At 71.2% G+C, this 21821-nt stretch carries 27 protein-coding genes and 1 tRNA gene; 15 read left to right on the top strand and 13 right to left on the bottom strand.

Annotated elements, in window-relative coordinates; genetic code table 11:
* The first annotated feature begins 238 nt into the window (after positions 1 to 238).
* Positions 239 to 1585, top strand: a complete 1347-nt coding sequence (gene nhaA / locus BXA11_RS26965; RefSeq protein WP_083744607.1) for a Na+/H+ antiporter NhaA — start codon at positions 239 to 241, stop codon at positions 1583 to 1585.
* Here nhaA and BXA11_RS26960 read toward each other — a convergent pair.
* On the bottom strand, positions 1575 to 2750 hold the full coding sequence (locus BXA11_RS26960; protein WP_076438975.1) for a cytochrome P450: 1176 nt from the start codon (positions 2748 to 2750) through the stop codon (positions 1575 to 1577). The genes nhaA and BXA11_RS26960 overlap by 11 nt on opposite strands.
* A 452-nt stretch (positions 2751 to 3202) precedes the next feature.
* Here BXA11_RS26960 and BXA11_RS26955 point away from each other — a divergent pair, with 452 nt between their 5' ends.
* The 3 genes from BXA11_RS26955 (at position 3203) to BXA11_RS26945 (ending at position 5318) form a co-directional block, all read left to right on the top strand.
* Positions 3203 to 3439 carry a hypothetical protein gene (locus BXA11_RS26955; protein WP_030505980.1) on the top strand — a complete coding sequence of 79 codons (237 nt, stop codon included), beginning with the start codon at positions 3203 to 3205 and terminating at the stop codon, positions 3437 to 3439.
* A gap of 123 nt (positions 3440 to 3562) precedes the next feature.
* On the top strand, positions 3563 to 4501 hold the full coding sequence (locus tag BXA11_RS26950) for an aldose 1-epimerase family protein (protein WP_076438972.1): 939 nt from the start codon (positions 3563 to 3565) through the stop codon (positions 4499 to 4501).
* 349 nt (positions 4502 to 4850) lie between these two features.
* Entirely contained in the window at positions 4851 to 5318 is a 468-nt protein-coding gene (locus BXA11_RS26945; protein WP_051761290.1) for an ATP-binding protein, read from the top strand.
* Positions 5319 to 5398: 80 nt separating this feature from the next.
* On the opposite strand, the gene BXA11_RS26940 is transcribed toward BXA11_RS26945, so the two are convergent.
* On the bottom strand, positions 5399 to 5920 hold the full coding sequence (locus tag BXA11_RS26940; protein WP_076438970.1) for a shikimate kinase: 522 nt from the start codon (positions 5918 to 5920) through the stop codon (positions 5399 to 5401).
* Between the two features lie 87 nt (positions 5921 to 6007).
* Between BXA11_RS26940 and BXA11_RS26935 the strand changes: the two genes are divergently transcribed.
* The gene (locus tag BXA11_RS26935; RefSeq protein WP_030505976.1) at positions 6008 to 6268 is read left to right on the top strand and encodes a DUF6458 family protein; all 261 of its coding nucleotides are present in this window, start codon (positions 6008 to 6010) and stop codon (positions 6266 to 6268) included.
* Positions 6269 to 6312: 44 nt separating this feature from the next.
* Positions 6313 to 6705, top strand: coding sequence for a ChaB family protein (locus tag BXA11_RS26930; protein WP_076438968.1), 393 nt, complete (start codon positions 6313 to 6315; stop codon positions 6703 to 6705).
* Here the strand turns inward: BXA11_RS26930 and BXA11_RS26925 are convergent.
* The 5 genes from BXA11_RS26925 to rfaE2 form a co-directional block, all read right to left on the bottom strand.
* Positions 6665 to 6955, bottom strand: coding sequence for a hypothetical protein (locus tag BXA11_RS26925; RefSeq protein WP_076438966.1), 291 nt, complete (start codon positions 6953 to 6955; stop codon positions 6665 to 6667). The two genes, BXA11_RS26930 and BXA11_RS26925, sit on opposite strands and share 41 nt — an antisense overlap.
* A 114-nt stretch (positions 6956 to 7069) precedes the next feature.
* Positions 7070 to 8908: a transketolase gene (locus BXA11_RS26920; protein WP_076438964.1), complete on the bottom strand. Its 1839-nt coding sequence runs from the start codon at positions 8906 to 8908 to the stop codon at positions 7070 to 7072.
* A gap of 77 nt (positions 8909 to 8985) precedes the next feature.
* On the bottom strand, positions 8986 to 9978 hold the full coding sequence (locus tag BXA11_RS26915; protein ID WP_030505972.1) for an SDR family oxidoreductase: 993 nt from the start codon (positions 9976 to 9978) through the stop codon (positions 8986 to 8988).
* A 10-nt stretch (positions 9979 to 9988) separates the two neighbouring features.
* The gene (locus BXA11_RS26910) at positions 9989 to 10237 is read right to left on the bottom strand and encodes a hypothetical protein (RefSeq protein ID WP_143734538.1); all 249 of its coding nucleotides are present in this window, start codon (positions 10235 to 10237) and stop codon (positions 9989 to 9991) included.
* Between the two features lie 10 nt (positions 10238 to 10247).
* Complete coding sequence (rfaE2, locus tag BXA11_RS26905; RefSeq protein WP_076438962.1) at positions 10248 to 11693, bottom strand: D-glycero-beta-D-manno-heptose 1-phosphate adenylyltransferase; 1446 nt, start codon at positions 11691 to 11693, stop codon at positions 10248 to 10250.
* Between the two features lie 215 nt (positions 11694 to 11908).
* On the opposite strand from rfaE2, the gene BXA11_RS26900 reads away from it, so the two are divergent.
* Both BXA11_RS26900 and BXA11_RS26895 read left to right on the top strand, forming a co-directional pair.
* Positions 11909 to 12961, top strand: coding sequence for a glycosyltransferase family 9 protein (locus BXA11_RS26900; RefSeq protein WP_076438960.1), 1053 nt, complete (start codon positions 11909 to 11911; stop codon positions 12959 to 12961).
* Positions 12958 to 14049: a DNA topoisomerase IB gene (locus tag BXA11_RS26895; RefSeq protein ID WP_083744605.1), complete on the top strand. Its 1092-nt coding sequence runs from the start codon at positions 12958 to 12960 to the stop codon at positions 14047 to 14049. Before BXA11_RS26900 ends, BXA11_RS26895 begins: the two co-directional genes overlap by 4 nt.
* On the opposite strand, the gene BXA11_RS26890 is transcribed toward BXA11_RS26895, so the two are convergent.
* Positions 14009 to 14929: a glycosyltransferase family 9 protein gene (locus BXA11_RS26890; protein WP_076438958.1), complete on the bottom strand. Its 921-nt coding sequence runs from the start codon at positions 14927 to 14929 to the stop codon at positions 14009 to 14011. The two genes, BXA11_RS26895 and BXA11_RS26890, sit on opposite strands and share 41 nt — an antisense overlap.
* Positions 14930 to 14954: 25 nt before the next feature.
* Entirely contained in the window at positions 14955 to 16163 is a 1209-nt protein-coding gene (locus BXA11_RS26885) for a glycosyltransferase (protein ID WP_076438956.1), read from the bottom strand.
* 59 nt (positions 16164 to 16222) lie between these two features.
* On the opposite strand from BXA11_RS26885, the gene BXA11_RS45470 reads away from it, so the two are divergent.
* The 3 genes from BXA11_RS45470 to BXA11_RS26875 all read left to right on the top strand — a co-directional run bounded on the left by BXA11_RS45470 (position 16223) and on the right by BXA11_RS26875 (position 17648).
* Positions 16223 to 16354 carry a hypothetical protein gene (locus BXA11_RS45470; protein ID WP_275409723.1) on the top strand — a complete coding sequence of 44 codons (132 nt, stop codon included), beginning with the start codon at positions 16223 to 16225 and terminating at the stop codon, positions 16352 to 16354.
* Positions 16355 to 16677: 323 nt separating this feature from the next.
* Entirely contained in the window at positions 16678 to 16923 is a 246-nt protein-coding gene (locus BXA11_RS26880; protein ID WP_030505965.1) for a BON domain-containing protein, read from the top strand.
* The gene (locus BXA11_RS26875) at positions 16920 to 17648 is read left to right on the top strand and encodes a metallophosphoesterase family protein (RefSeq protein ID WP_204053792.1); all 729 of its coding nucleotides are present in this window, start codon (positions 16920 to 16922) and stop codon (positions 17646 to 17648) included. The genes BXA11_RS26880 and BXA11_RS26875 overlap by 4 nt, the downstream gene beginning before the upstream one ends.
* A gap of 83 nt (positions 17649 to 17731) precedes the next feature.
* On the opposite strand, the gene BXA11_RS43720 is transcribed toward BXA11_RS26875, so the two are convergent.
* Positions 17732 to 17881, bottom strand: coding sequence for a GPGG-motif small membrane protein (locus BXA11_RS43720; protein WP_167530303.1), 150 nt, complete (start codon positions 17879 to 17881; stop codon positions 17732 to 17734).
* A gap of 120 nt (positions 17882 to 18001) precedes the next feature.
* On the opposite strand from BXA11_RS43720, the gene BXA11_RS26870 reads away from it, so the two are divergent.
* Positions 18002 to 18964, top strand: a complete 963-nt coding sequence (locus BXA11_RS26870) for an LLM class F420-dependent oxidoreductase (RefSeq protein WP_076438954.1) — start codon at positions 18002 to 18004, stop codon at positions 18962 to 18964.
* A gap of 54 nt (positions 18965 to 19018) precedes the next feature.
* Here the strand turns inward: BXA11_RS26870 and BXA11_RS26865 are convergent, their stop codons facing one another.
* Together BXA11_RS26865 and BXA11_RS26860 are read right to left on the bottom strand one after the other, a co-directional pair.
* Positions 19019 to 19510, bottom strand: a complete 492-nt coding sequence (locus tag BXA11_RS26865) for a DUF6328 family protein (RefSeq protein WP_030505962.1) — start codon at positions 19508 to 19510, stop codon at positions 19019 to 19021.
* Between the two features lie 19 nt (positions 19511 to 19529).
* Complete coding sequence (locus tag BXA11_RS26860; RefSeq protein ID WP_030505961.1) at positions 19530 to 20030, bottom strand: DUF1360 domain-containing protein; 501 nt, start codon at positions 20028 to 20030, stop codon at positions 19530 to 19532.
* A 55-nt stretch (positions 20031 to 20085) separates the two neighbouring features.
* Between BXA11_RS26860 and BXA11_RS26855 the strand changes: the two genes are divergently transcribed.
* Positions 20086 to 20682 carry a nucleotidyltransferase family protein gene (locus BXA11_RS26855; RefSeq protein ID WP_030505960.1) on the top strand — a complete coding sequence of 199 codons (597 nt, stop codon included), beginning with the start codon at positions 20086 to 20088 and terminating at the stop codon, positions 20680 to 20682.
* 150 nt (positions 20683 to 20832) lie between these two features.
* Here BXA11_RS26855 and BXA11_RS26850 read toward each other — a convergent pair whose 3' ends face one another.
* Positions 20833 to 21195, bottom strand: coding sequence for a hypothetical protein (locus BXA11_RS26850; protein WP_036405185.1), 363 nt, complete (start codon positions 21193 to 21195; stop codon positions 20833 to 20835).
* Between the two features lie 160 nt (positions 21196 to 21355).
* Between BXA11_RS26850 and BXA11_RS26845 the strand changes: the two genes are divergently transcribed.
* Positions 21356 to 21432 (top strand) — tRNA-Lys (locus BXA11_RS26845).
* A gap of 178 nt (positions 21433 to 21610) precedes the next feature.
* The gene (locus BXA11_RS26840; protein WP_076438952.1) at positions 21611 to 21793 is read left to right on the top strand and encodes a hypothetical protein; all 183 of its coding nucleotides are present in this window, start codon (positions 21611 to 21613) and stop codon (positions 21791 to 21793) included.
* Positions 21794 to 21821 lie beyond the last annotated feature (28 nt).

The following is a 21821-nucleotide window of genomic DNA, read 5'->3' as shown; positions in this document are numbered from 1 at the left end:
GTGGGCTCGGGACGTCCGCCTCGTTGTGACCGTCACCGGCGACCGCGTCGTGGTGCGGATCGATAACCTGCCGTCGCCGGCACCCGTGAGCGGGCGCTCTCCGAGGCGAATCCGTGGGACGAAAGGCGCAGCGGGGGTGCAGTGGCGATGATTCGATCCGATTCGCCCATAGGATGAGATTGGGGTGCCGGGAAGTCTGGTCGGCGGTCGTCGAACCGAGCCCGGAAACGGAGCGCCCATGGCCCCGAGCCGCCGTCTGTCCCTTCTCGGTCCCAGTTCCCGGGCCGAGACCCGGCGCATCGCCGACATCCTCCGTAAGGAGACGATCGGCGGCGCGCTGCTCCTGATCGCCGCCGTCGCGGCCCTCGTCTTCGCCAACTCGCCCTGGTCGGAGGCGTACGCGGGACTGCGCTCGGCGACGATCGGGCCGGCCGAGTGGCACCTGGACCTCAGCCTCGCCAAGTGGGCCTCGGACGGGCTGCTGGCGATCTTCTTCTTCGTTGCCGGCCTTGAACTCAAGCGCGAGTTCGTGGCCGGGGATCTGCGCGATCCTCGCCGGGCCGTCGTTCCGGTCGCGGCGGCGGTCGGCGGTGTGATCGTCCCGGCCCTGCTCTACCTGCTGGTCAACTCGCTCATGGACGGCGAGGTGCGGGGATGGGCGACCCCGACGGCCACCGACATCGCGTTCGCGCTGGCGGTGCTCGCCGTGGTGGGGCGGCGACTGCCCGCCGCGCTGCGCACGTTCCTGCTCACGCTGGCCGTCGTGGACGACCTGCTGGCCATCGTGATCATCGCGGTGTTCTACACGTCGCACCTGTCGGTGCTGCCGCTGCTGGCGGCGCTGGTGCCGCTCGGCGTCTTCACCGTGCTGGTGCAACGGCGGGTGCGCTCGTGGTGGCTGCTGCTCCCGCTGGCCGCAGTGACCTGGGGGCTGGTCCACGCCTCGGGCGTGCACACGACGGTGGCCGGGGTGCTGCTCGGCTTCGCCGTTCCCGTCCTGCGCAGTGAGAAGGCGGGCGGCCCGGAAGCGGGGCCTGGGCTCGCCGAGCACTTCGAGCACCGGTTCCGCCCGATCTCGGCCGGGGTGGCCGTGCCGCTGTTCGCGTTCCTGTCCGCGGGGGTGCCGCTCGGCGGGCTGGGCGGGGTGACGAACCTGCTCGCCGACCCGGTGTCGCTGGGCGTCGTCGTCGGGCTCGTCGTGGGCAAGCCGCTGGGGATCATGGCGGCCACCTGGCTGACCGCCCGCTTCACCCGCGCGGACATCGACGAGGGGCTGGCGTGGGTGGACGTCGGCGGGCTGGCGATCCTGTCCGGCATCGGATTCACGGTGTCCCTGCTCGTCGGTGAGCTGGCGTTCGGGCTGGGCACGGCCCGCGACGCCCAGGTGAAGCTGGCGGTCCTGACCGGCTCGCTGGTCGCGGCGCTGCTGGCGACGGTGGTGCTGCGGCTGCGCGACCGCGCGTACCGGCGACTCGCCGAAGCCGAAGCCGAAGCCGAAGCCGACGCCGACGCCGGCACCGGCACCGGCACCGAAGCCGGCACCGACGCCGACGGGTTCGCGGCCGGGTCCACGTTCACCAAGTGACGGGCAGCGCCTGAAAGCCTCCGGCCAGCCTGTCGGTGTGCGCCTTCAGCTCCTCGTACGGCACCGCGAGCGCCAGCGTGGGGAAGCGCGTGAAGAGGGAGCCGAAGACCGCGCGCAGTTCGACCCTGGCCAGGGACGCCCCGAGGCAGTGGTGCGGCCCGTGGCCGAACCCGACGTGCGGCTGGGGATCGCGCCGCCGGATGTCGAACGTGTCGGGGTCGGGGTAGGCGCGTTCGTCCCTGTTGGCCGCCGGGGTGGACAGCATGATCAGCTCGCCTGCCCGGATGCGCACCCCCGCGACCTCGACGTCCTCGTGCGCGTAGCGCACCAGCCCGTGTTCGCTCGGCGAGGCCACCCGCATGATCTCCTCGACCGCGCCGTCCACGAGGGTGGGGTCGTGCAGCAGCGCGTCACGCTGGGCGGGGTTGCGCAGGAACAGCAGCACGCCGTAGTCGATCTGGTTGACCGTGGTCTCGTGGCCGGCGAACAGCAGGCCGCCCGCGATCCTGGCCACGTCGTCCTCCGGCAGCGAGGCGTTCGCCAGGTCGGAGTAGACGTCCTCGCCCGGGTCGTCCCGCTTCGCCTTCACGATCTCGTAGGTGTACGTGTTCATCTCCAGCTGGGCGGCGGCGGATCGCTCGGGATCGGTCAGGTCGGTCATCGCCTCGGCGATGGCCCGGAACCTGTCCCTGTCCTCGTATGGCACGCCGAGGAGCTCGCAGATCACCTGGATCGGCAGCGGGAGCGACAGGCCGGCGTGCAGGTCCGCGGGCGGGCCCTGCTCGGCGAGCCCGTCGAGCAGGTTCTCGACCAGCGAGCCGATCCGGTCCGACAACCTCCGCATGCGGCGGGCCGAGAACGCGGGGGTGAGCAGGCGCCGCATCTCCTTGTGGACCGACCGCTCCTTGGCGTACTCGCCGGTCGGGCCGCCGAGCAGGGCGTTGTTCGACAGGCGGGCCGCGGTCTCGGGGGTGGGGTGGGAACGGCCGAACCTGTCGTCGGCGAACACCTGCCGTATCTCCTCGTAGCCCGTGATCAGCCACGCCTCGTCGCCCATGGCGGTCGTGACCTTGGTGATCGGCGCTCTGGCTCGCATTTCGCCGAAGCCGGGGGATATCCCCAGGACGTCGGGCCGCTCGAACGGCAGTCGCGGGAGTCCGGGCATAAGTGACCTTCCCTTCGTCGGATGTCGGCCCTCTCGAATTTCTCCCCTGACTCTCTGTCCGGCAAGGTAGTAAAACCATGTCTGGCATGACCGGAGAAGGGACGTTTGCCGCGGATGCCGCCTCGTGCCCGGCCGCGCTCGTTCAGGTCGCGCTCGTTCAGGTCGCGCTCGTTCAGGTCGCGCTTGTTCAGGCCGCGCTTGTTCAGGCCGCCTTCTCGTACCCAGCCACCCATGCCCCACGAACACCAGTGCCGTTCCCGCGGCCCGGCATGAGACGGGTGGTACGGGAGGAACGGGGATCAAGTCGTGGTGAAGTCACCGCAACCGGCGGAAGATCTTCATCGGGGCCGGGGTGGCGGCGCCGCCGGAGGGGGGAGACCGCTTCTCACTACCAATCGTGTCCGGATGAGCACACCGTTGTCTCCCGGCACAGAGCCTGGAGGTGGTGACGAGTGCGGTTCTCAGCCGAGGACGCTGCCTGGAGACAACTGAGCAGCGAGTACGCCGGTCGCTGGTCGATCTGGAGGAGCGACGCCGGCCGCTGGTACGCGACCCGGCTGACCAGGTCGCTGTCCCGGATCGAGATGGACCGGGGCCTGATCATGACCGCATGCGGCGAGAGCGCGGACGAACTGCGCGCGTTGCTCACCGCGCAGGAGGGCCTGACGGGCCAGACGCTCTCCTCGTGACGCCCAGACGTGGGCCCGGCCCCGCTGCCGGGCTCACGCCCCAGGAATCCGTCGCAGCTCGGCCCTGAGCCCTCTCCGCAAGGCCCCTGCGAGGGTCATGGGATGGATGGGAAAATCCCTCTCATGACAGAACCTGCGGTTCGCGAACCCGTCCCCCCGACCGGCACGCAGCACACGATCGCCGCGCACGGATACGCGGCGACCGTCACCGAGGTGGGCGGAGGCCTCCGGGCCCTGACGTACAACGAGCGGCCGCTGGTCATGTCGTACCCCGCGGACGCGCAGCCGGTGGGCGGCGCCGGGCAGTTGCTGCTGCCTTGGCCCAACCGGGTGCGCGACGGCAGGTACGACTTCGACGGCGAGACCAGGCAGCTCGCGATCACCGAGCCCAGGACCGGCAACGCCGCGCACGGCTTCGCCCGCCTGATGCCCTGGACGGTCCTCGACCGGGACGACGCCTCGATCCGGCTCGGGCTGCGGCTGTTCCCCCAGCTCGGCTATCCCCACGTGCTCGACCTGACCGCGTCGTACGCCCTGGGAAAGGCCGGCCTGGAGGTCGAGGTGACGGCTGTCAACGTGGGAGAGGGCGTCGCGCCGTACGGCATGGGCGCGCACCCCTACCTCACCCTCGGCGAGGAGACGGTGGACGACGCCGTGCTCGAGGTGCCCGCGGCCGAGTGGACCCCGGTGGACGAGCAGCAGATCCCGGTCGGCCGCCGCCCTGTCGAGGGCACAGAGTACGACTTCCGCGCGGGACGCCGCATCGGCGGCACGGTGCTCGACACCCCCTACACGTCCCTGCGGCGCGACGGCGACGGGCTGATGCGGGCCCGGCTCCGGACGGCCGACGGCTCGCGGGGCGTGGAGATGTGGGCCGCGCCCGGCGTCGAATGGCTCCAGGTCTTCACCGGGGACACGCTGGCCGAGCCGTACCGGCGGGCCGGAGTGGCGGTCGAGCCGATGAGCTGCCCGCCGAACGCCTTCGCGACCGGCGAGTGCCTGGTGCGCCTGGCCCCGGGGGCGCGGGTCGCCCATCGCTGGGGGATCACCGCGCTCGGGTGAGAGGACAGTTCGGACGAAAATGTCCTTATGCCTCACAGTGGACACGCGAGATGATTCGGTCTGCGCGCATCGCAAGTCAGGGATGGTCGTATTTCAGCTATTTTCACGGTGACCCCAGTTGTGTGGGCACGTTCCGTGGTCGCGGGGTGGCGGCCGGGAGCGCCGGGTGCGGCGCCGCTGACGTGCGCACTCCCGGCGCAGCGCGGAAGAGCGACGGCGTTTCCTCCTTCGCGCCCATCACAGATCGGGCATTGACCGGAAACAATCTTGTTTCTTTGAATTCACATGACTGCGTTGCGTGCCGTATCTTGAGCCGTGGGAGCGCTCCCATGAGCCTAAGGAGGCGCGCGTGACTCTCCCCTTCGGTACGGCGCCGGTCGACCCGGCCCCCGTCTGGACCGCGGAATGCCTCCTGCCCGCCGTCGGCGCGAGTGTCGCCGAGGCGCGCGCTCTCGTCCGCCGCGAGCTCGGCCGGTGGGGCCTGGACGAGCTCGTGGACGACTGCTCCCTCATCGTGAGCGAACTCGCCTCCAACGTCGTACGGCACGGCGGGAACGTTTTCACCCTCCGGCTCGGCAGCAACGGCACCTGGGTGTACGGGGAGGTCTTCGACCAGGGCGACGGCGTGCCGCACCAGCGCGAGGCGGACGTCGATTCGATCGGCGGCCGTGGCCTGCTCATCGTGGACGAACTCGCCGACGACTGGGGAGTGGCCGGCTCGGGCCGGGGCGGCAAGACCGTCTGGTTCCTCGCAGGGGCGGGCAGCCCGTCGCCGCTGCCGGTCGTCCCGCACCAGATGCGCATCGCCGTCGGCTGACCCGCCGAGCTGACACACGCGGCGGCCCGCCCGGGAGCGGGCGGGCCTTTCGTCGCCGCAGGGCCTTGCCGCAGGGCCTTTCAGGGGGTCTTCGCGCCGTCGAGACGCGCGAGCACCGCGGCCGCGATCTCCTCGGGCTTGTGAGTGGAGGGGTCGACCGTCAGGTCCGCGACCTCGTGGAACCCCGGCAACCGCAGGTCGCGCTGCTCGGTCAGCATGCGTACGAGGTCGGGCTTGAAGTGCGGGCGGTGGGGGCTCGACCTCATCCGCTCGGCCAGCACCTCGGGCGGGCCGTCGAGGAAGACCACGAAGGCGGGGGCCAGCGCGCGGCGCGTCTCGGGGTCCTCGACGGTGCTGGCGGCGGCGGCGATGACAGGGGTGGGACGGGCCGCCAGCGCCTCCCGCAGCACCAGCGCCTCTCGGGCGTGCAGCTCGTCCGCGCCCAGACCGGCGGCCATCGCGGCGGCGGTCGTGCCGTACCTGGCCTCCAGATCGGCGTCGCTGTCGCGCATGGGACGGCCGAGCGCGTCGGCGAGCAGCCGGGCGACGGTGCTCTTCCCCGCGCCCATGAGTCCCATCACCACAATGGGGATATCGGTCATGACTCGCATGGTGCCCTATCCGGGCACCCACATGCGACGTTTGGAATCCGTGGAGGGGATAGAGCAGAAGGCGAAGGAGGAAACGCCATGACCATCGCCGGAAGCATCATCCTCATCATGCTGGGGGCCATCCTCACCTGGGCGGTCGACTTCACCATCGCGGGCCTCGACATCCAGGTGATCGGGGTGATCCTCATGGTGGGCGGTCTGGCCGGGCTGCTCTTCGGCATCTGGCGCCTGACGACGGTCCGCCGCAGGACCACCGTCACCGCCGCCGCCCCCGTGGACGCCACCGCCACCCGCCGCCACGTGTACGAGGAGCGGCGCTACGACGACCCCACCATCTGACCCCCTCCAACGGACTTCCGACGGTCTGAAGGGAGGCATGGACCATGCCAGGACGTAAGGAACTGCCCTCGACCCTGGAGCGCTCGCCCAAGGAGGCCCAGGAGACCTGGATCAAGGCGCACGACTCCGCCGTCGAGACGTACGGCGAGGGCCAGCGCGCCCACCGTACGGCGTTCGCCGCGCTCAAGCACTCCTTCGAGAAGGTGGGCGACCACTGGGAGAAGAAGGAGGGGCGCGGACCGTCGGACGAGCAGGCGAGGAAGGGCACGCCGAAGCAGGGCAAGACCGCCGAGGGCGTCGACGCGAACGCCTCCAAGCAGCATCTCTACGACGTCGCCAGCCGCCTCGGCATCCAGGGCCGATCGAAGATGACCAAGGACGAGCTCGTGGACGCCATCAAGAAAGCCAACCGCAAGGCGACCGCCAAGGCTCGCTGACCTCTCCCGTCACGCCGCCGGCCGCCCCACGAGGGCGGCCGGCGGCGCTCTCACGTGGACGGCGGTCCTCGAACTTCAACGCGTCGGCCACCTGGTCGGGCCGCGCCCGCACGACGAGCCGCACGCGCCGCCGGTCCGCGTTGAGGCCCTGACGGAGGCACGCCAGGGCCGCGTCGGCCGGCAAATCGAACCGCACGACCTCCCGGTCGTCGATCGCCTCGGCGAGACCGGCCAGAAGCGCGGCGTTCACCGGGGGCACGTGGCGGACTACCCGCGGGACGCGGGGACGCCGACGGCCCGCGCCCTCGCCGCCCACCGGTAGCGGCGTTCGACCGAGCGTTCGACTGAGCCCCCGACCGAGCGGTCAGCGGAGCAGGGACAGCACGGCCTCGCGGATGGCGCCCCTGTCGACGCCGGCGTCCTCCAGCTGCTCCTGGGAGGTCGCGCTGCCGGGCATCCGCGACACGCCCAGCTTGCGCACGGCTACCGGCACCGGCGCCGGCGCGTCCGCGAGCGCCGCGAGCACGGCGTCGCCCAGCCCGCCCTCCGGCCAGTGGTCCTCCACCGTGACGACCTTCCCGGTCGCCCTGGCCACCTCGACCAGCTCGGCCGAGTCGAGCGGCTTGATCGAGTACGCGTCGATCACGGTGACGGAGACGCCGTCCTCGGCGAGCAGGTCGGCGGCGGCCAGGGCCTCGTGCACGGTGATGCCCGCGGCCACCACGGTCGCCTGGCCGCCGGTGCGCAGGATTTTGCAGCCGCCTACCGGGAACTCCTCGTCCGGGCCGTAGATCACCGGTGTCTCGCCGCGCGTCGTCCGCAGGTAGCGGACGCCCTCCAGGCCGGCCATGTCCGCCACCAGCCGGGCCGTCTGGTTCGCGTCGCAGGGGTACAGCACGGTGCTGCCGTGCACCGCGCGGAACGCCGCGAGGTCCTCCAGCCCCATCTGGGAGGGCCCGTCCTCGCCGATCGACACCCCGCCGTGCGATCCCACCAGGCAAATGCCGGCCCGGCTCACCGCCGCCATCCGGACGAAGTCGTACGCCCTGGTGAGGAAGGCGGCGAACGTCGCGGCGTAGGGGGTCCAGCCGCGGGCGGCCATGCCGATGGCGGCGGCCACCATCTGCTGCTCGGCGATGTAGAACTCGAAGAACCGCTCCGGGTGCGCCTTGGCGAACGCCTCCAGCTTCGTCGAGTCGGCCACCTCGCCGTCGAGCGCGACGACGTCGCCTCGCGCGGTGCCGAGCGCGGCCAGCGCCTCGCCGAAGGCGGCCCGCGTGGCCACCCGCTCACCCAGCTCGTATCTCGGCAGGTCGAGCGTGCCGCCGGCATATTGGTACGGCGTGGCCGGGGCGTCCGGCGGGGTGACCTTGACGGTGAGGGAACGCGGCCCGCCGAGCTCGTCGAGCGCCTGCTCGGCGTCCTCAAGCGGCTTGCCGTGCTTGCCCTCGCGGTTCTCCACGGCCGACACGCCGCGGCCCTTGCAGGTCCTGGCGATGATCGCCGTCGGGCGGCGCCGGGTCGCCCGGGCGTCGGCGAGCGCGTAGTCGATCTGGCCGGGGTCGTGGCCGTCGATCTCGATGGTGTGCCAGCCGAAGGCGCCGAGCCTCGCGGCGTACGCGCCGAGGTCCCAGCCGTGCCGGGTGGGGCCGCGCTGGCCGAGCCGGTTCACGTCGATGATCGCCGTGAGGTTGTTCAGCCCCTCGTGCCCGGCGTGCTCGAACGCCTCCCACATCGATCCCTCGGCGAGCTCGCTGTCGCCGCACAACACCCAGACGTGGTAAGGCAGGCGGTCCAGCCTCCGCGCGGTCAGCGCCAGCCCCACCCCTACCGGCAGGCCGAAGCCCAGCGAGCCGGTGGCCACGTCGACGAAAGGCACCTGGGGCGTCGGATGGCCCTCCAGGCGGCTGCCGCGCCTCCGGAAGGTCAGCAACTCCTCCTCGGTGACGACCCCGGCGGCCTTGAGCATCGCGTACAGGAGGGGTGAGGCGTGGCCCTTCGAGAAGACGAGATGGTCGTTGGCGGGGTTGGCGGGATCCGCGGCGTCGACGCGCAGGTGACGCGCGAGCAGTACGGCCATCAGCTCGGCCGCCGACATCGAGGACGTGGGATGTCCCGAGCCGGCGGCCGCGGCGGCCCGGACCGAGTCCACCCGGAGCTGGGCCGAGAGTTCGCACAGGAAGCGGTAGTCAAGCTCGTCCATCGCCCTCGACTACCCCGGTACGCCCCTTCGTATCGCCGCAAAAGGTGCGTACCGCGATATGTCAGAAATGTGGATCGTCAGCGGCGGCGCAGGCCGAGACCGGCGACGGCGGCGAGCCCGAGGCCCGCGGCGATGATCAGACGGCGGTGCTGCGACATCCACAACTGCACGCTGCGGCCGTGCGACCGCCGGTCGAAGCCGCCGTGCGCGCCGTAGTCCTTGTCCTCGTCCGCCGGTTCCCACAGGTTGGACACCCCGGTCGGCGCCTTCTCGCCGGTGAGCTGCGACTTCACTCCGGTTCTCGCGAGGTAGCGGTCGAGCAGCGCGGGCACCGCCCGCTGGCCCATGATCGTGGCGGCGGTCATCCCGCCGACCCAGTACTCCTTGCGCTCCGGGTGCTCGGCGGCGTAGACGAGGGCGTCGGCGGCGATCTCCGGCTGGTAGATCGGCGGCACCGGCTGCGCGTGCCGCCGCATGCGGTTCAGCCCCCAGTCGAACTGCGGGGTGTTCAGCGCCGGGAGCTGCACCACCGTGATCTTCACGCCCGAGTCCTCGGCGAGCAGCTCGGTCCGCACCGACTCGGTGAACCCGACGATCGCGTGCTTGGCGCCGCAGTACGCCGACTGCAGCGGGATCGACCGGTAGGCCAGGGCCGAGCCCGCCTGCACGATGACGCCCTTGTCGCGTGGCTTCATCATCTCCAGGGCCACCCGGGTGCCCCAGACATAGCCGAGATAGGTCACCTTGGTCTCGCGCTCGTACTCCTCGGGGGTGATCTCCAGGAACGGCGCGAACACCGTCGTGAACGCGATGTTGATCCACACGTCGATCGGGCCCAGCTCGGCCTCGGCCCGCTGGGCGGCCTGGCGGACCTGGTCGTAGTCGGAGACGTCGGCGGCGAAGGTCTTCCCGATGCCGCCCTCCGCTCCGACGTCCACGGCCGCGCCGGCGAGGCCCGCCTCTCCACGCGCGATGAGCGCCACCTTCGCGCCCTCCGCTCCGAGCTGCCGGACCACGGCGCGGCCCACGCCGCCGCTCGCGCCGGTCACCACGACGACCTTGTCCTTCAGGCTCACCTCGTCATCCTCTCGATTGCGGCCCGCCGCCCAGCCTCTTCTGCTTGCGTACGGCGGACGCCATGTAGATCGCGATGACCGCCATGATCGCCACGACGACCGCGGTCAGCACCCAGATGCGCCCGACGAAGGAAAGCACCAGAACGGCGAAGCAGAAGACCAATGCGAACGACGCGATACGGACGCGGATCACGTCCATCGGCGTCGCCTCCACCATGGGCTTGCCGGTCGGAGAGCGTTGTTCTTCGGTCATGGGGCCCCCTCTACCCTCGAATCCGGTTCACTATCGCCGTTGTGGAGCGATCCGGGACATAGCCGAGCACCCGCACCTCTCCGCCGAGCTCCCTGACCAGCTCCGCCTCGGGCAGCAGGTCGGGGTGGTAGTCGCCGCCCTTGACGTACACGTCCGGCCGCACGAGCCGCAGCAGCTCGGTCGGGCTGTCCTCGTCGAAGACGGTGATGTAGTCCACGCAGCCCAGCGCCGCGAGCACCGCCACCCGGTCCTCGCACCGGTTGATCGGCCGCTCCGGCCCCTTCAGCCGGGCCACGCCGTCGTCGCCGTTGACCGCGACGACCAGCACGTCGCCGAGCCGGGCGGCCTCCTCCAGGCAGGCGACGTGGCCGCGGTGCAGCACGTCGAAGCAGCCGTTGGTGAAGACGATCCGCTTGCCCTCGGCGCGGTCGCGCTCCAGGCACGCGGCCAGCCGCTCGGGCGGCAGCGCGGTGCCGGGGCGCAGCGCCTGCAGCAGGTCCTCATGGGAGCAGGCGGCCGTCCCCTGACGGCGCACCACCACGCTCGCCGCCGCCTGGCCGATGTCGGCGGCGAGATCGGGCTCCGCGCCCGCCGCCAGGGCGAGCGAGAACGCCGCCGTGAAGGTGTCGCCCGCGCCGATGCTCATCGTGTCGGGCGCGGGGGTCGCGTACGTGCGGTGCGGCTGCCTGCCGCGCCGGTGCAGCAGTGTGCCCTCGCCGTCCAGCGTGGTCACCACGAGGTCGGCGCCGGTGGCCTCGATGAGGTCCTCCGAGCGCGCGGACAGGAAGGCCACCCGGTCGTGGTCGTCCCCCTCGCCCAGCAGCCGCCGCACCTCGGCGTAGTTGGGCAGCACGGCCGTCGGCCGGCAGTCCCGCCAGGCGGCCACGTCGTGGGCGTCCACCACGAGGATCGGCGCGCCCCGCGATCCCTCGCTCCGGTCGATGCTGAGGTCGCACAGCACCCGGCGGACGTTCGGGGTGCACACCCCGCCGCCGTAGTCGCAGGCGATGATGACGTCCGCGTCCGCGGCGAGCCGGGTGATCTGCTCGATGAGGTCGCGCTCGGCCGCCTCCGGCAGCGGCGCCGCGTCCTCCTCGTCGTAGCGCGCCACGATCTGGCCGTCGGTCAGCACCCGGCGCTTGACCGAGGTCCGCCAGCTCCGCACGATGACCAGGCCCTCGATGTCGAGCCGTCCCAGGGTCGCGTTGAGCGTCGCCCCGGCGGGGTCGGCGCCGGTGACACCCACCATGTGGACCCGTGCGCCCAGGGCGGCCAGGTTCACCGCGGTGTTGGCGGCGCCGCCCGGCTGGTCCTCGATCTGCTCGACGGTCACCACCGGCACCGGGGCCTCCTGAGCCATGCGCTTCGTGTGGCCCCGCAGCCACGAGTCGAGCATCACGTCCCCGACGACGACGGCCGTGACTTCACCGAAACGGTTGAGCGTCTCTTCCGCCATACCTCGGCGGCTACCCCCGCAGACGCTGGGGAAACAACAGGCACGGCAGACCCGGCCGCGCGGTTTGGGGCCGCCGCACCGGGGTAACCGGGATCAGACGTCGCTCCACACGAGTGCTTCGCCGGGGGTCAGCCGGCGGGCCGGACGAATGGGGGGTGTCCGATGCACGACGGGACGAAGCGGGTGGTCGTCCGTCCGCGGGGCGGCTCGCACCCATGAGCGCGCTGCTCGTGGAAGGAGTCGAACGGATCGCGGTGTTGAGGGCCAACGCCCTCGGCGACCTGCTGCTGGCGCTGCCCGCCATAGGGGCGCTCAGGCGGGCCTACCCCGCCGCCAAGATCACCCTGCTCGGCCGTGAATGGCACGCACGGTTCCTGCGCGATCGCCCGGGCCCGGTGGACGAAGTGGTGGCGTTGCCGCCCATCGCCGGCGTCTCCTCCCCGCACGACGGGTCCGCCGCTCCCGAGGAGCTGTACGACGACCTGCGTCGGCGCAGGTTCGACCTGGCCGTCCAGATGCACGGCGGCGGGCGCAACTCCAATCCGTTCATCCGCCGCCTCGGCGCCCGGGTGACGGCCGGCCTGCGCACCCCCGACGCCGCGCCGCTCGACCGCTGGGTGCCGTACGTCCACTACCAGCACGAGACCCTGCGCTACCTGGAGGTGGCGGGGCTGCTCGGCGCGGCCGCCACCGAGATCGAGCCGAGGATCGCGGTCGTCAGAAAGGACTGGGCCGAGTTGAACCGCACGCTCGGCAAGGTGCCCCGGGGACTGGTGGCGATCCACCCGGGCGCGGGGGACCGGCGCAGGAGATGGCCGCCGGAACGCTTCGCCGAGGTCGCCGACCGCCTCGGACGGCCGGTGGTGGTGACCGGCGTCGAGGAGGAGCGAGAGGTCGTCGAGAAGGTCGTCGCGCAGATGCAGACCCCCGCGAGGGCCGTCGTCGGAGAGCTGTCCCTCGGCGGGCTCACGGCCCTGTACGCCGCCTGCGACCTGCTCGTCTCCAACGACACCGGGCCGCGTCACCTGGCGGCGGCGACCGGCACCCCCACCGTGGGGATCTACTGGTGCGGCAACATGATCAACTGGGGCCCGCTGAGCCGGGGGCACCAGCGGCCGCTGATCTCCTGGACGTCCGGCTGCCCGGTCTGCGGGACGCCCGCCGACCCCAAGCTGGGCATGCGGGAGTGCGGTCACCAGGACGTCTCGTGGGTGGGTGACGTGAGCGTGGACGAGGTGCTCGACCAGGCGTGGGAGCTGCTGCGATGAGTGCGGTCGCCCACAAGGCTCCCGCGCGGAAGTCCCCTTCGGAGCTCGCCGAGAAGGCCAAGGTCTTCGAGACACCGCCCGTCGAGCTGCGGCCCAGCGACCCGGGCGAGCCGGGCATCCGCCGCAGGCGCCGCGGGCGCGGGTTCAGCTACACCTGGGCCTCCGGCCGTCCCGTGAAGGACCGCGCCACCCTGCGCCGGATCAGGGCCCTCGCGATCCCGCCGGCCTGGACCGACGTGTGGATCTGCGCCCAGCAGAACGGCCACCTCCAGGCCGTGGGCACCGACTCGGCGGGCCGGCGGCAGTACCGCTATCACGACGAGTGGCGCAGGCAGCAGGACGAGGCCAAGTTCGACCACGTGCTGGAGATCGCCCGGCGGCTCCCGCCGTTCCGCGAGCGGGTCGCGCGCGACCTGCGCGGCGACGAGCTGAGCCGCGAGCGCGTGCTGGCCGCCGCCGCGCGCATGCTCGACATCGGATTCTTCCGGGTCGGCGGGGAGGAGTACACCGACTCCTTCGGCCTGGCCACGCTGAAGACCTCGCACGTGAAGTGCGGCGACGGCGAGGTCGTGTGCCGCTACCTGGCCAAGGGCCGCAAGGAGCGGGAGCAGGTGCTGGCCGACGCCGACGTGTGCGCGGTGCTGACGGCGCTGTCGAAGGGGCACCGGGGCGAGCTGCTGCGCTACCGCACCGACGAGGGCTGGGTGGACGTGCGGAGCGCCGACATCAACGCCTACCTGAAGGAGACGTTCGGCACCGACGTCTCGGCCAAGGACTTCCGCACCTGGCACGCCACGGTCCTGGCCGCGGTCGGGCTCGCCGTCTCCCGCCCCGTACGCAGCGGCGCGGGGCGCAAGCGGGCCGTCTCCCGGGTGATGAAGGAGGTGTCGGAATACCTGGGCAACACGCCGTCGGTCTGCCGCGCCTCCTACGTGGATCCACGTGTCGTCGCGCTGTACGAGAAGGGACGGACGATCCCTCTCGAACGGCTGGGCGAGGACACCGGCGAGGGCCGGCTCGCCACCCACGGGCCGGTCGAGGAGGCCGTCATCGAACTCCTGCGCGGAGCGCCCGCACGGCGGCGTTGACCACCTGGGCGGCGGGGACGGCGCTGTCGAGATGCGGGCCGTCGAGATGCGGGCCGTCCACCTCGTGCAGGACCGGGTGCCGCGGGTCCGCCGTGGACACGAGCACCGAGGGCGTCCGATAGGCCGCGGCGAGCCGCGTCATCGCGACGTCGCCGCTGATGACCAGCCGAGCCCCGGCGACCAGCGCGCACAGCTCCCGGAGCGACGTGCGGCCCGCGAGCACGATCTGCGGCGGCAGCACCGCCCGGGTCGCGACCAGCAGGGCCATCGGCCGCTCCCGCGAGCTGCCGGTTATCACGACGGGCAGGCCCTCGTCCGTCAGCATCCGCGCCACCTCGGAGAACCGGTCGGCGGGCCAGCGCAGCGACGTGCCGCCCGCGCCGGGGTGGATCACGACGGCCCCCGGCGCGGGGCTCGCGGTCAGGGGAGTGGGCAGCGCCGAGTCCTCGGGATCGGCCGGCACGCCGTGCCACTGGAGCAGCCGGCACCACCGCATCACCTCGTGCTCGCCCGGGTCCCACCACGGCCCCCTGATCCAGGGGACGTCCGGGTTGGCGTACGCCCACAGGCGCCGCGTGCCGAGGTCCAGCAGGATCCGGTGGCTGTGCGGCCCGCGGCCGTGCAGGTTGACGGCGAGGTCCGGCAGGAGCGGCGGGTGATCGGCGGCCTCCTCGCCTGGCCCGGGCCACGACAGCGGCGCGAGCCCGCACGCGGGCAGGATCCGGTCCACCGCGCCGGTCAGCGCGGCGAGCTCGCTCAGCTCCGGCGGGCAGGCGAGGACGACGCGCAGCCCGTGGCGGCGCAGGGCGCGCAGCGCGGGCACGACGGTGAGCAGGCCCCCGATGCCGCCGGAACGCAGCACGAGGGCCGTCGACGTCACCGGCTCACCTCGGGGATCGGCAGGATCAAGAAGCGCTCCTTTCCAGCTCCCGGGTGGACAGAACCCGGTCGTAGGCGGCCAGGGTCTCGGCGGCGATGCGGCTCCAGGCGTACCTCGCGCGGGCGCGGTCGGCCCCCGCGATGCCGTACGCCGTGCGCCGCACCCGGTCGTCGAGCAGCTTGCGCAGCGCCTTGGCCAGCACGGTGGGCTTGCGCGGCGGCACGAGAAGACCGGTCACGTTGTTGACCACCGTCTCCTTCTGGCCGCCGACCGCGGAGGCGACGACCGGGACGCCGCAGGCCATCGCCTCGAGCGCGACCATCCCGAACGGCTCATACCAGGGCACGGACACGACGGCGGCGGCCGAGCGCATCAGCGAGGGCAGCGTGTCGCGCTCGACCCGGCCCAGGAAACGGACCCGGTCGGAGACGCCCGCCTGGGTCGCGAGCCAGCGCAGCCGGGTGACCTCGGGGTCATGGTGCAGTTCGGCCGCCGGGGGGCCGCCCGCGATGACCAGCTCGGCGTCCCGCAGGTACTGCAGCGCCCGGATGGTGGTCTCCAGGCCCTTGCGCGGCACGAGCCGGCCGACCGACAGCAGGCGCGGGCGCTCCGGCCGTTCCAGAGGCTCGACGTGCGGATGGAAGGTGGTGACGTCCACGCCGCAGGGGACGACCCGGGTCGCGCGGCGCGGCACCCGCATGCGGATCAGCTCGTCGACCTCCTCGTTGCAGGTCGCGATGACGCCGTCGACCCGCCGCGCGATGTCGGCCTCGGCCTGGATGCGCTCCCGCGGGCTGGTGTCCCCCGGACCCTGATGACGCCGCTTGACGCTGCCGAGCGCGTGGTAGGTGTGGACGACCGGGATGCGCAGCTTCTCCGCCGCGGCGAGCGCGGCCAGCCCGCTCATCCAGAAGTGGCTGTGCACGATGTCCGGGCGGTCGAACAGCCACCGGTCGTGCAGCCACTTCCCGAAGTGGGGGATCCAGGGAAGGATCTCGTCCTTGGAAATCTCGGAGGCGGGGCCCGCGGGAACGTGGACGACGTCCACGCCCGGGCCGAAGGCGACGGTTTCCGGCAGGTCCTCGCGGTCCCTGCGGGTGTAGACGGTGACCTCGTGACCGGCGCGGGCGAGCTCCCGGGCGAGGGCGGCGACGTGGACGTTCTGGCCGCCGGCGTCGACACCGCCGAGGGTGGCGAGCGGGCTGGCGTGCTCCGAGACCATGGCGATCTTCACTGGGGGTTCCTCCAAGAGCGGCAGTGGCGAATACCCGGCTCGGGGGTCAGGGAGTCCAGGTGAGCAGGCCCGGCGACCGGAACGGGGGCGGCGGCCGGCCGGGGCGTGCGGAGGCCGCGGGCGCACGCATGGCGAGCCGCGGCGGGACGGTGGAGGGCGGGTGCGCGGCCCGCGAGGACGGTGGCGCGTGACCGGCTGCGTGATTGGCTGCGTAAGTGGCAGGGGATGGTGGAGGCGGCGCGGGTGGCGACACAGGGACCGGTGCAGGGGCCGGTGAAGGGAGTGCCCGCGGTCCCTCGCCCAAGGGCCGGCTCAGGGCGGGGGGAAATCCGGTGGCTTGTTCCCAAGACGCTCCTCCATCACGGCATGCTCACGCCAAGGAGGTACCTGCGTCTTAGGCACCAGGAACACTGACAACCATATCCACGCTCGCGCCCGTCAAACCAATGGTTTCGCCCGGAAAGGGCCGGGCAGCGCTAGCGATACGGAACCGAGGGGGACACGAGGGGAAGAGATGGAGACGCCGCACTATGTCGCGGCCCGCGTCCAGCGGGCTCTCGCGGAGGACGATCGGACCACCGAGCTGGGCATTCGGGTGGACGTACGAGGAGAAGAGGTCTACCTGCGCGGACAGGTCTCCTGTGACGAGCGGCGGCACCAGATCGAGAACGTCGCCCGGGAGGCGGCTCCGGGCCTGCGGGTGCACAACGAGATCACCTTGGTGGAGGTGCGGGAGCCGGGAGAGGAGGAACATCTGTGAGGGAGCTGCGGATCGCCGCTGTCGCCGACATCCATCTGGGCGAGGATCTGCGCGGCCACTATCGCAAGAAGATCGAGGGCATCGAGCGTCGCGCGGATGTGCTGCTGGTAGGAGGCGATCTGACCAGGCACGGCACGATCCCCGAGGCCCAGGTGGTCGCCGAGGAGCTGAGCGGCCTGCCCATCCCCGTCGTCGCCGTGCTCGGTAACCACGACTACCACTCCGACTGCGATCAGGAGATCATCGATCTCCTCCGTGACGCCGGCATCGTCGTCCTCGACGACGAGGGCACGGTCGTCCCCATCGACGGCGTACGACTCGGAGTCGCCGGAGGCAAGGGCTTCGGCGGCGGTTTCGCCGGGAAGTGCGCGAGCGAGTTCGGGGAGCCGGAGACCAAGGCGTTCGTCCGGCACACGAAGGAGATCGCCGAGCGGTGGCGGCGCGCGCTCAAGGAACTGGACGCCGACCACAAGATCGTGCTCAGCCACTATTCACCGGTCAAGGACACGCTGATGGGCGAGCCGCCGGAAATCTATCCGTTCCTCGGCAGCTACATGCTGGCGGAGGCGGCCGACGCCGAGGGCGCCGATCTCTTCATTCACGGTCACGCGCACGCGGGCACGGAAAAGGGCGTCACTCCCGGCGGCATCCGGGTGCGTAATGTCGCCCTTCCGGTCATCAAGCACGCGTACACCGTTTACTGCCTGAACGGCGACCATTGCTGAGTGCCCGGCCGTGAGACGGCGGCCGGCCTCCTTTGGCCGGCCGCCGTCTCGGTGTCCGCGAATAGCGTTGAGTGAGGTTGCGGCTAGGGATTGAAGATGCTGACGCCCCCGGGGCCGACGAGGAATCCGAGGACGATGAGGACGATCCCCCAGAGGATGTCCCGACGGGCCAGGATGACGTAGATCCCGGCGATGACCAGTACCACGGCGATGATCCAAAGCAGAGTAGCCATGGCCCTCCACTGCCCCTGCAAAGGGTCTCGTAACATCATCGAGCACTGGCACCGATCGAATTTGCCGCTGAAGCACCCATTGTTACGTTTGCTTGACAATATTCGGGCATCTGGTGATACATGACCACTTTCGGATATTTCCTGTCCAGCGAGGAGCATGACCCCAAGGAGCTCGTACGTCAGGCGAAACTCGCCGAGGAAGCCGGCTTCGAGGCGTTGTGGATCTCCGACCACTTTCACCCGTGGCTGGACGAGCAGGGCGAGAGCTCGTTCGTGTGGTCCGTCATCGGAGCCATCTCGCAAGCCACGTCGCTGCCGGTGACCACCGCGGTCACCTGCCCCATCATCCGCATCCACCCGGCGATCATCGCCCAGGCCGCGGCGACCGCGCAGATCCTGCTGGACGGCAGGTTCCGCCTGGGGGTCGGCACCGGCGAGGCGCTGAACGAGCACATCCTGGGCGACCAGTGGCCTCCGGCCGAGGAGCGCCAGCGCATGCTGGAGGAGGCCCTCGACGTCATCAGGGAGCTGTGGACGGGCGAGTTGGTGACCTACCACGGCGAGTTCTACGAGGTGGACACGGCCCGGCTGTACTCGCTGCCCGATCAGCCTCCGCCGATCTACGTCTCGGGTTTCGGGCCCAAGTCCGTCGAGCTCGCGGGACGGCTCGGCGACGGTTACATCCACACCGCGCCCGCGGCCGACATGGTCGAGGCGTTCCACAAGGCGGGCGGCGAGGGCAAGCCGTGCGCGGCCGGGCTGAAGGTGTGCTGGGCGCACGACGAGGCCGAGGGGCGCAAGACCGTCCACAGGCTCTGGCCCAACCAGGGGATCCCGGGCGAGGCAGCCCAGCTCCTGCCGCTGCCGCGGCACTTCGAGCAGCTCTCGCAGCTCGTCACGGAGGAGGCCGCCACTCAGTCGACGCCCTGCGGGCCCTCTCCCGAGGCGCATCTGAACGCGATCCGCGAGTACGTGGACGCCGGATTCGACGAGGTCTACATCTCGCAGATCGGCAAGGACCAGGAGGGGTTCTTCGAGTTCTACTCGACGCAGATCCTGCCCCGCCTCCGGGAACGGCACTGACGGGAGGCGCGCAGGAGCGCGGCCGCGGGCACCGCGGTCGCGCTCTTCTCGTCTTCAGTCCTGGTTCTTGACCAGGCGCAGCGACAGGAGCGGCTGGACGAACCACAGCCAGGCGCACAGCAGCGCCACTCCCGCGCCGACCAGCGCGGCGGGCCCCGGGCTGGTCAACGCGTCCAGAACCAGGGCGGTGGAGCAGGTCATCGACACGGCCAGGGCCAGCCCGCCGGCCACGCCCAGCCGGTTGGCCCGGCGCAGCAGCAGCTCCTTGAGCCCCGACCGGAACAGGATCCGGTGCTGGGTCGCCGGGGCGATCGTGCAGATCGACGCGACCGCCGCGCTGACGACCGCCAGGTAGAACAACCAGTTCCCGGTCGTGTCGATCTTGCCGAAGCCGGAGGAGAACGGCAGCGTCAGCAGGAACGCGAACAGCACCTGCACGCCCGTCGCGGCCACCCGCAGGCCCTGCAGAAGCTCGCCGAGCTCGCGGTCGACGCGCTCCTTGCGGCTCTCGCCGGTGTTCTCCAGAGGCTCGAGCACCTCGCTCATGCCTCCCCCCTCGCCTGGCTCATTCCGCGGCCTTCATCAGGCGCGCGTAGGCGAGCTGGAGCCAATCGGAGATCGCCACGGCCGCCATGGTGGCCCCGGCCAGCCGGGTCACCCTGGGGAAGAACACGGTGCCCGCCGCGTATCCTGTCGCGACCCACTGGGACAGGCAGAACGGGCAGGTCAGCAGCTCGCCCACGGCGTGCTGCAACCCGTGACCGCGGACCTTCTCCTTGAGCTCCGCCGGGCCGGAGAGGCCCTCGTAACGGGTGAAGGGAGCGCGGATGGGGCTGGTGACCGGGTCCTTCGCGAGCGTGCGCGAGAGCCGGTGCGTGAACAGCCCCATCAGCATGAGGTCCATCACCTTGATCTTCTCTGGGGGCCTGCGGCCCGTGAGCTTCGCGGCGGCGAGCAGCGCCGTGACGGCGCCGCCGTAGACCGCGAGAACCCGTGTGTACGAGGCCAGCGGACGGTTGTCCTCCCCCTCGTACTCGCGCTTGATCTCCTGGAGGGTCTCGGTCATGAGCGCGCCCTACCCGGGATTGTTTGCGGCGAACATGGCTGGGCAAGCGACGTGAGTGGGTAGTCACAGTCACGAAGTCACCGACGCGATTCTTGAGACGCTCAAGCGCGCCGGGGCCGGTCTCAAGGAGGCCGGGGTGCGGTTCGCCCTGGCCGGAGGCTGCGCCGGCTATGCGAGGGGCGCCGCGCCATCACTGCATGACGTCGACTTCGCCCTGGTCGAGGAAGACGTCCCGCTCGCGCTGAAAACCCTGGAGAGCCTGGGTTTCCGGACCGCGAAACCACCGGAGGACTGGCTGGTCAAGGCATTTGACGAGGAGGGGATCCTCGTCGACCTGATCTTCTCGCTGGCCGACAGGCCCGTGACCGAGGCCATGATCGCCCGAGCCGAGTCGATCAACACCGCCGCGTTGAGCCTGCCCGTCCTCGAAGCCACCGACCTTGTGATCTCCTGGATATTGCCGCTGTCCGAGCACGCCTGCGACTACGGCTCGCTGCTTCCCATGGTCCGCGCCATGCGGGAGCAGGTGGACTGGGACCGGGTCGCCTCGGTCGCCGCGCCGTCGCCGTACGCCTCGACGTTCGTCACGCTCCTGGAGCGGCTGCGCATCATCGCCCCTACGACACCGCGGCCGGACAGCACCTGGCCCTGAACGCCGCACTCCCGGATCCGCGTCCGGTCCGCGTTCCGCTCCGGTCCATGCGGAGGAGGGGCCGGGCGGGGTTCGGCTCGCCCGCGCAGAGAGGGGGCCGCGCTGTGACGGCGCGGCCCCCTCACACATGTCGCACGCGGGGACTGTCACTCACATGGACGAAGTGCGGGGGAAACGTCCGTAGTACTCCCCGACACGGTCCCGATAGCCCGGGTCGCTCATCGCCGTCTCGTGGAACTCCGGCGCATTCTTGATCTCCTGTTTGGTGCGGCTGACGAAGACCTTGCGGTCCTGGAAGTCGATCCTCGTCACCACACTCGCGGGAAGCATGACCTTCTTGCCGAAGATCCACGGGCCCGTGTCCACGACGATGTAGCTCTGGCCTGCCTCGTAGGTGGCCTCGTCCACGGATCCGATCTTCCCGTCCACGGCCTGCACGTCGTATCCGGCGATGTCCATCTGCTGTCCCGTGCCCGACACGGTGTCGGAGTACGACCAGAGATCGGGTGTCATGGTGGTCACTCCCTTCGTCGTCACTCCACGTACCCGAAGGGGAGAAGGGGAACATCCCGGACACGTAACGGCAGGACATGATCTGGTCGCGCCGTTTTTCCGGGCGCGGAGTCGCACATGGCGCGGAACACCTCCGGGTGCCGCTACTCTTGTGGTGCGGGCGCCGCTAGCTCAGTTGGTTAGAGCAGCTGACTCTTAATCAGCGGGTCCGGGGTTCGAGTCCCTGGCGGCGCACCAGATCCATCCTTCGCGACCTGCGGTTTCCCGGCGGCGACGCCTCGGGGGCCGCAGGTTTCGTTTTTCCCGGGTGGCCGGTGACGCGTGGACGTCGTGCCGCCGGAGCCGAGCGGAGCTGCCGCGCCCGGCGTCCGGGGTCACGGTGCGTGAGGGCCGAAGCGGGCTTGGCCCTGCAAGGGTGCGGTGCTGCAGGAACGAACTGCCTGCCACGCCTGCCCTGCTCGCCCTGCTTACCTTGCTCGCCCTGCTCGCCCGTGGGCTCCGGCAGGGTGAGCTGGCCGCGGACAGCGAATCGGACCTGCTGATCGGCCACGCGCGCCGCTGGACGACGCCGTGGCCGCCCGGCCGGCCCGTACGGTGATCCTGGCGGGCTGAGCGGCGCCGCCGGC

Origin of the sequence: Microbispora rosea, from assembly GCF_900156315.1 — a bacterium.
Taxonomy (GTDB): Bacteria; Actinomycetota; Actinomycetes; order Streptosporangiales; family Streptosporangiaceae; genus Microbispora; species Microbispora rosea.
Note: the sequence above shows the minus strand (reverse complement) of the source record. Positions and strands in the feature narration are given on the sequence as shown.

Coding starts and splice junctions, on each gene's coding strand:
- BXA11_RS43720 (WP_167530303.1), bottom strand. CDS start 17,881: ATGGCTACTCTGCTTTGGATCATCGCCGTGGTACTGGTCATCGCCGGG.
- BXA11_RS26850 (WP_036405185.1), bottom strand. CDS start 21,195: ATGACACCCGATCTCTGGTCGTACTCCGACACCGTGTCGGGCACGGGA.
- BXA11_RS26950 (WP_076438972.1), top strand. CDS start 3,563: ATGACAGAACCTGCGGTTCGCGAACCCGTCCCCCCGACCGGCACGCAG.
- BXA11_RS26940 (WP_076438970.1), bottom strand. CDS start 5,920: ATGACCGATATCCCCATTGTGGTGATGGGACTCATGGGCGCGGGGAAG.
- rfaE2 (WP_076438962.1), bottom strand. CDS start 11,693: ATGGCGGAAGAGACGCTCAACCGTTTCGGTGAAGTCACGGCCGTCGTC.
- BXA11_RS26910 (WP_143734538.1), bottom strand. CDS start 10,237: ATGACCGAAGAACAACGCTCTCCGACCGGCAAGCCCATGGTGGAGGCG.
- BXA11_RS26960 (WP_076438975.1), bottom strand. CDS start 2,750: ATGCCCGGACTCCCGCGACTGCCGTTCGAGCGGCCCGACGTCCTGGGG.
- BXA11_RS26870 (WP_076438954.1), top strand. CDS start 18,002: ATGACCACTTTCGGATATTTCCTGTCCAGCGAGGAGCATGACCCCAAG.
- BXA11_RS26860 (WP_030505961.1), bottom strand. CDS start 20,030: ATGACCGAGACCCTCCAGGAGATCAAGCGCGAGTACGAGGGGGAGGAC.
- BXA11_RS26920 (WP_076438964.1), bottom strand. CDS start 8,908: ATGGACGAGCTTGACTACCGCTTCCTGTGCGAACTCTCGGCCCAGCTC.
- nhaA (WP_083744607.1), top strand. CDS start 239: ATGGCCCCGAGCCGCCGTCTGTCCCTTCTCGGTCCCAGTTCCCGGGCC.
- BXA11_RS26935 (WP_030505976.1), top strand. CDS start 6,008: ATGACCATCGCCGGAAGCATCATCCTCATCATGCTGGGGGCCATCCTC.
- BXA11_RS26865 (WP_030505962.1), bottom strand. CDS start 19,510: ATGAGCGAGGTGCTCGAGCCTCTGGAGAACACCGGCGAGAGCCGCAAG.
- BXA11_RS26930 (WP_076438968.1), top strand. CDS start 6,313: ATGCCAGGACGTAAGGAACTGCCCTCGACCCTGGAGCGCTCGCCCAAG.
- BXA11_RS26895 (WP_083744605.1), top strand. CDS start 12,958: ATGAGTGCGGTCGCCCACAAGGCTCCCGCGCGGAAGTCCCCTTCGGAG.
- BXA11_RS26880 (WP_030505965.1), top strand. CDS start 16,678: ATGGAGACGCCGCACTATGTCGCGGCCCGCGTCCAGCGGGCTCTCGCG.
- BXA11_RS26900 (WP_076438960.1), top strand. CDS start 11,909: ATGAGCGCGCTGCTCGTGGAAGGAGTCGAACGGATCGCGGTGTTGAGG.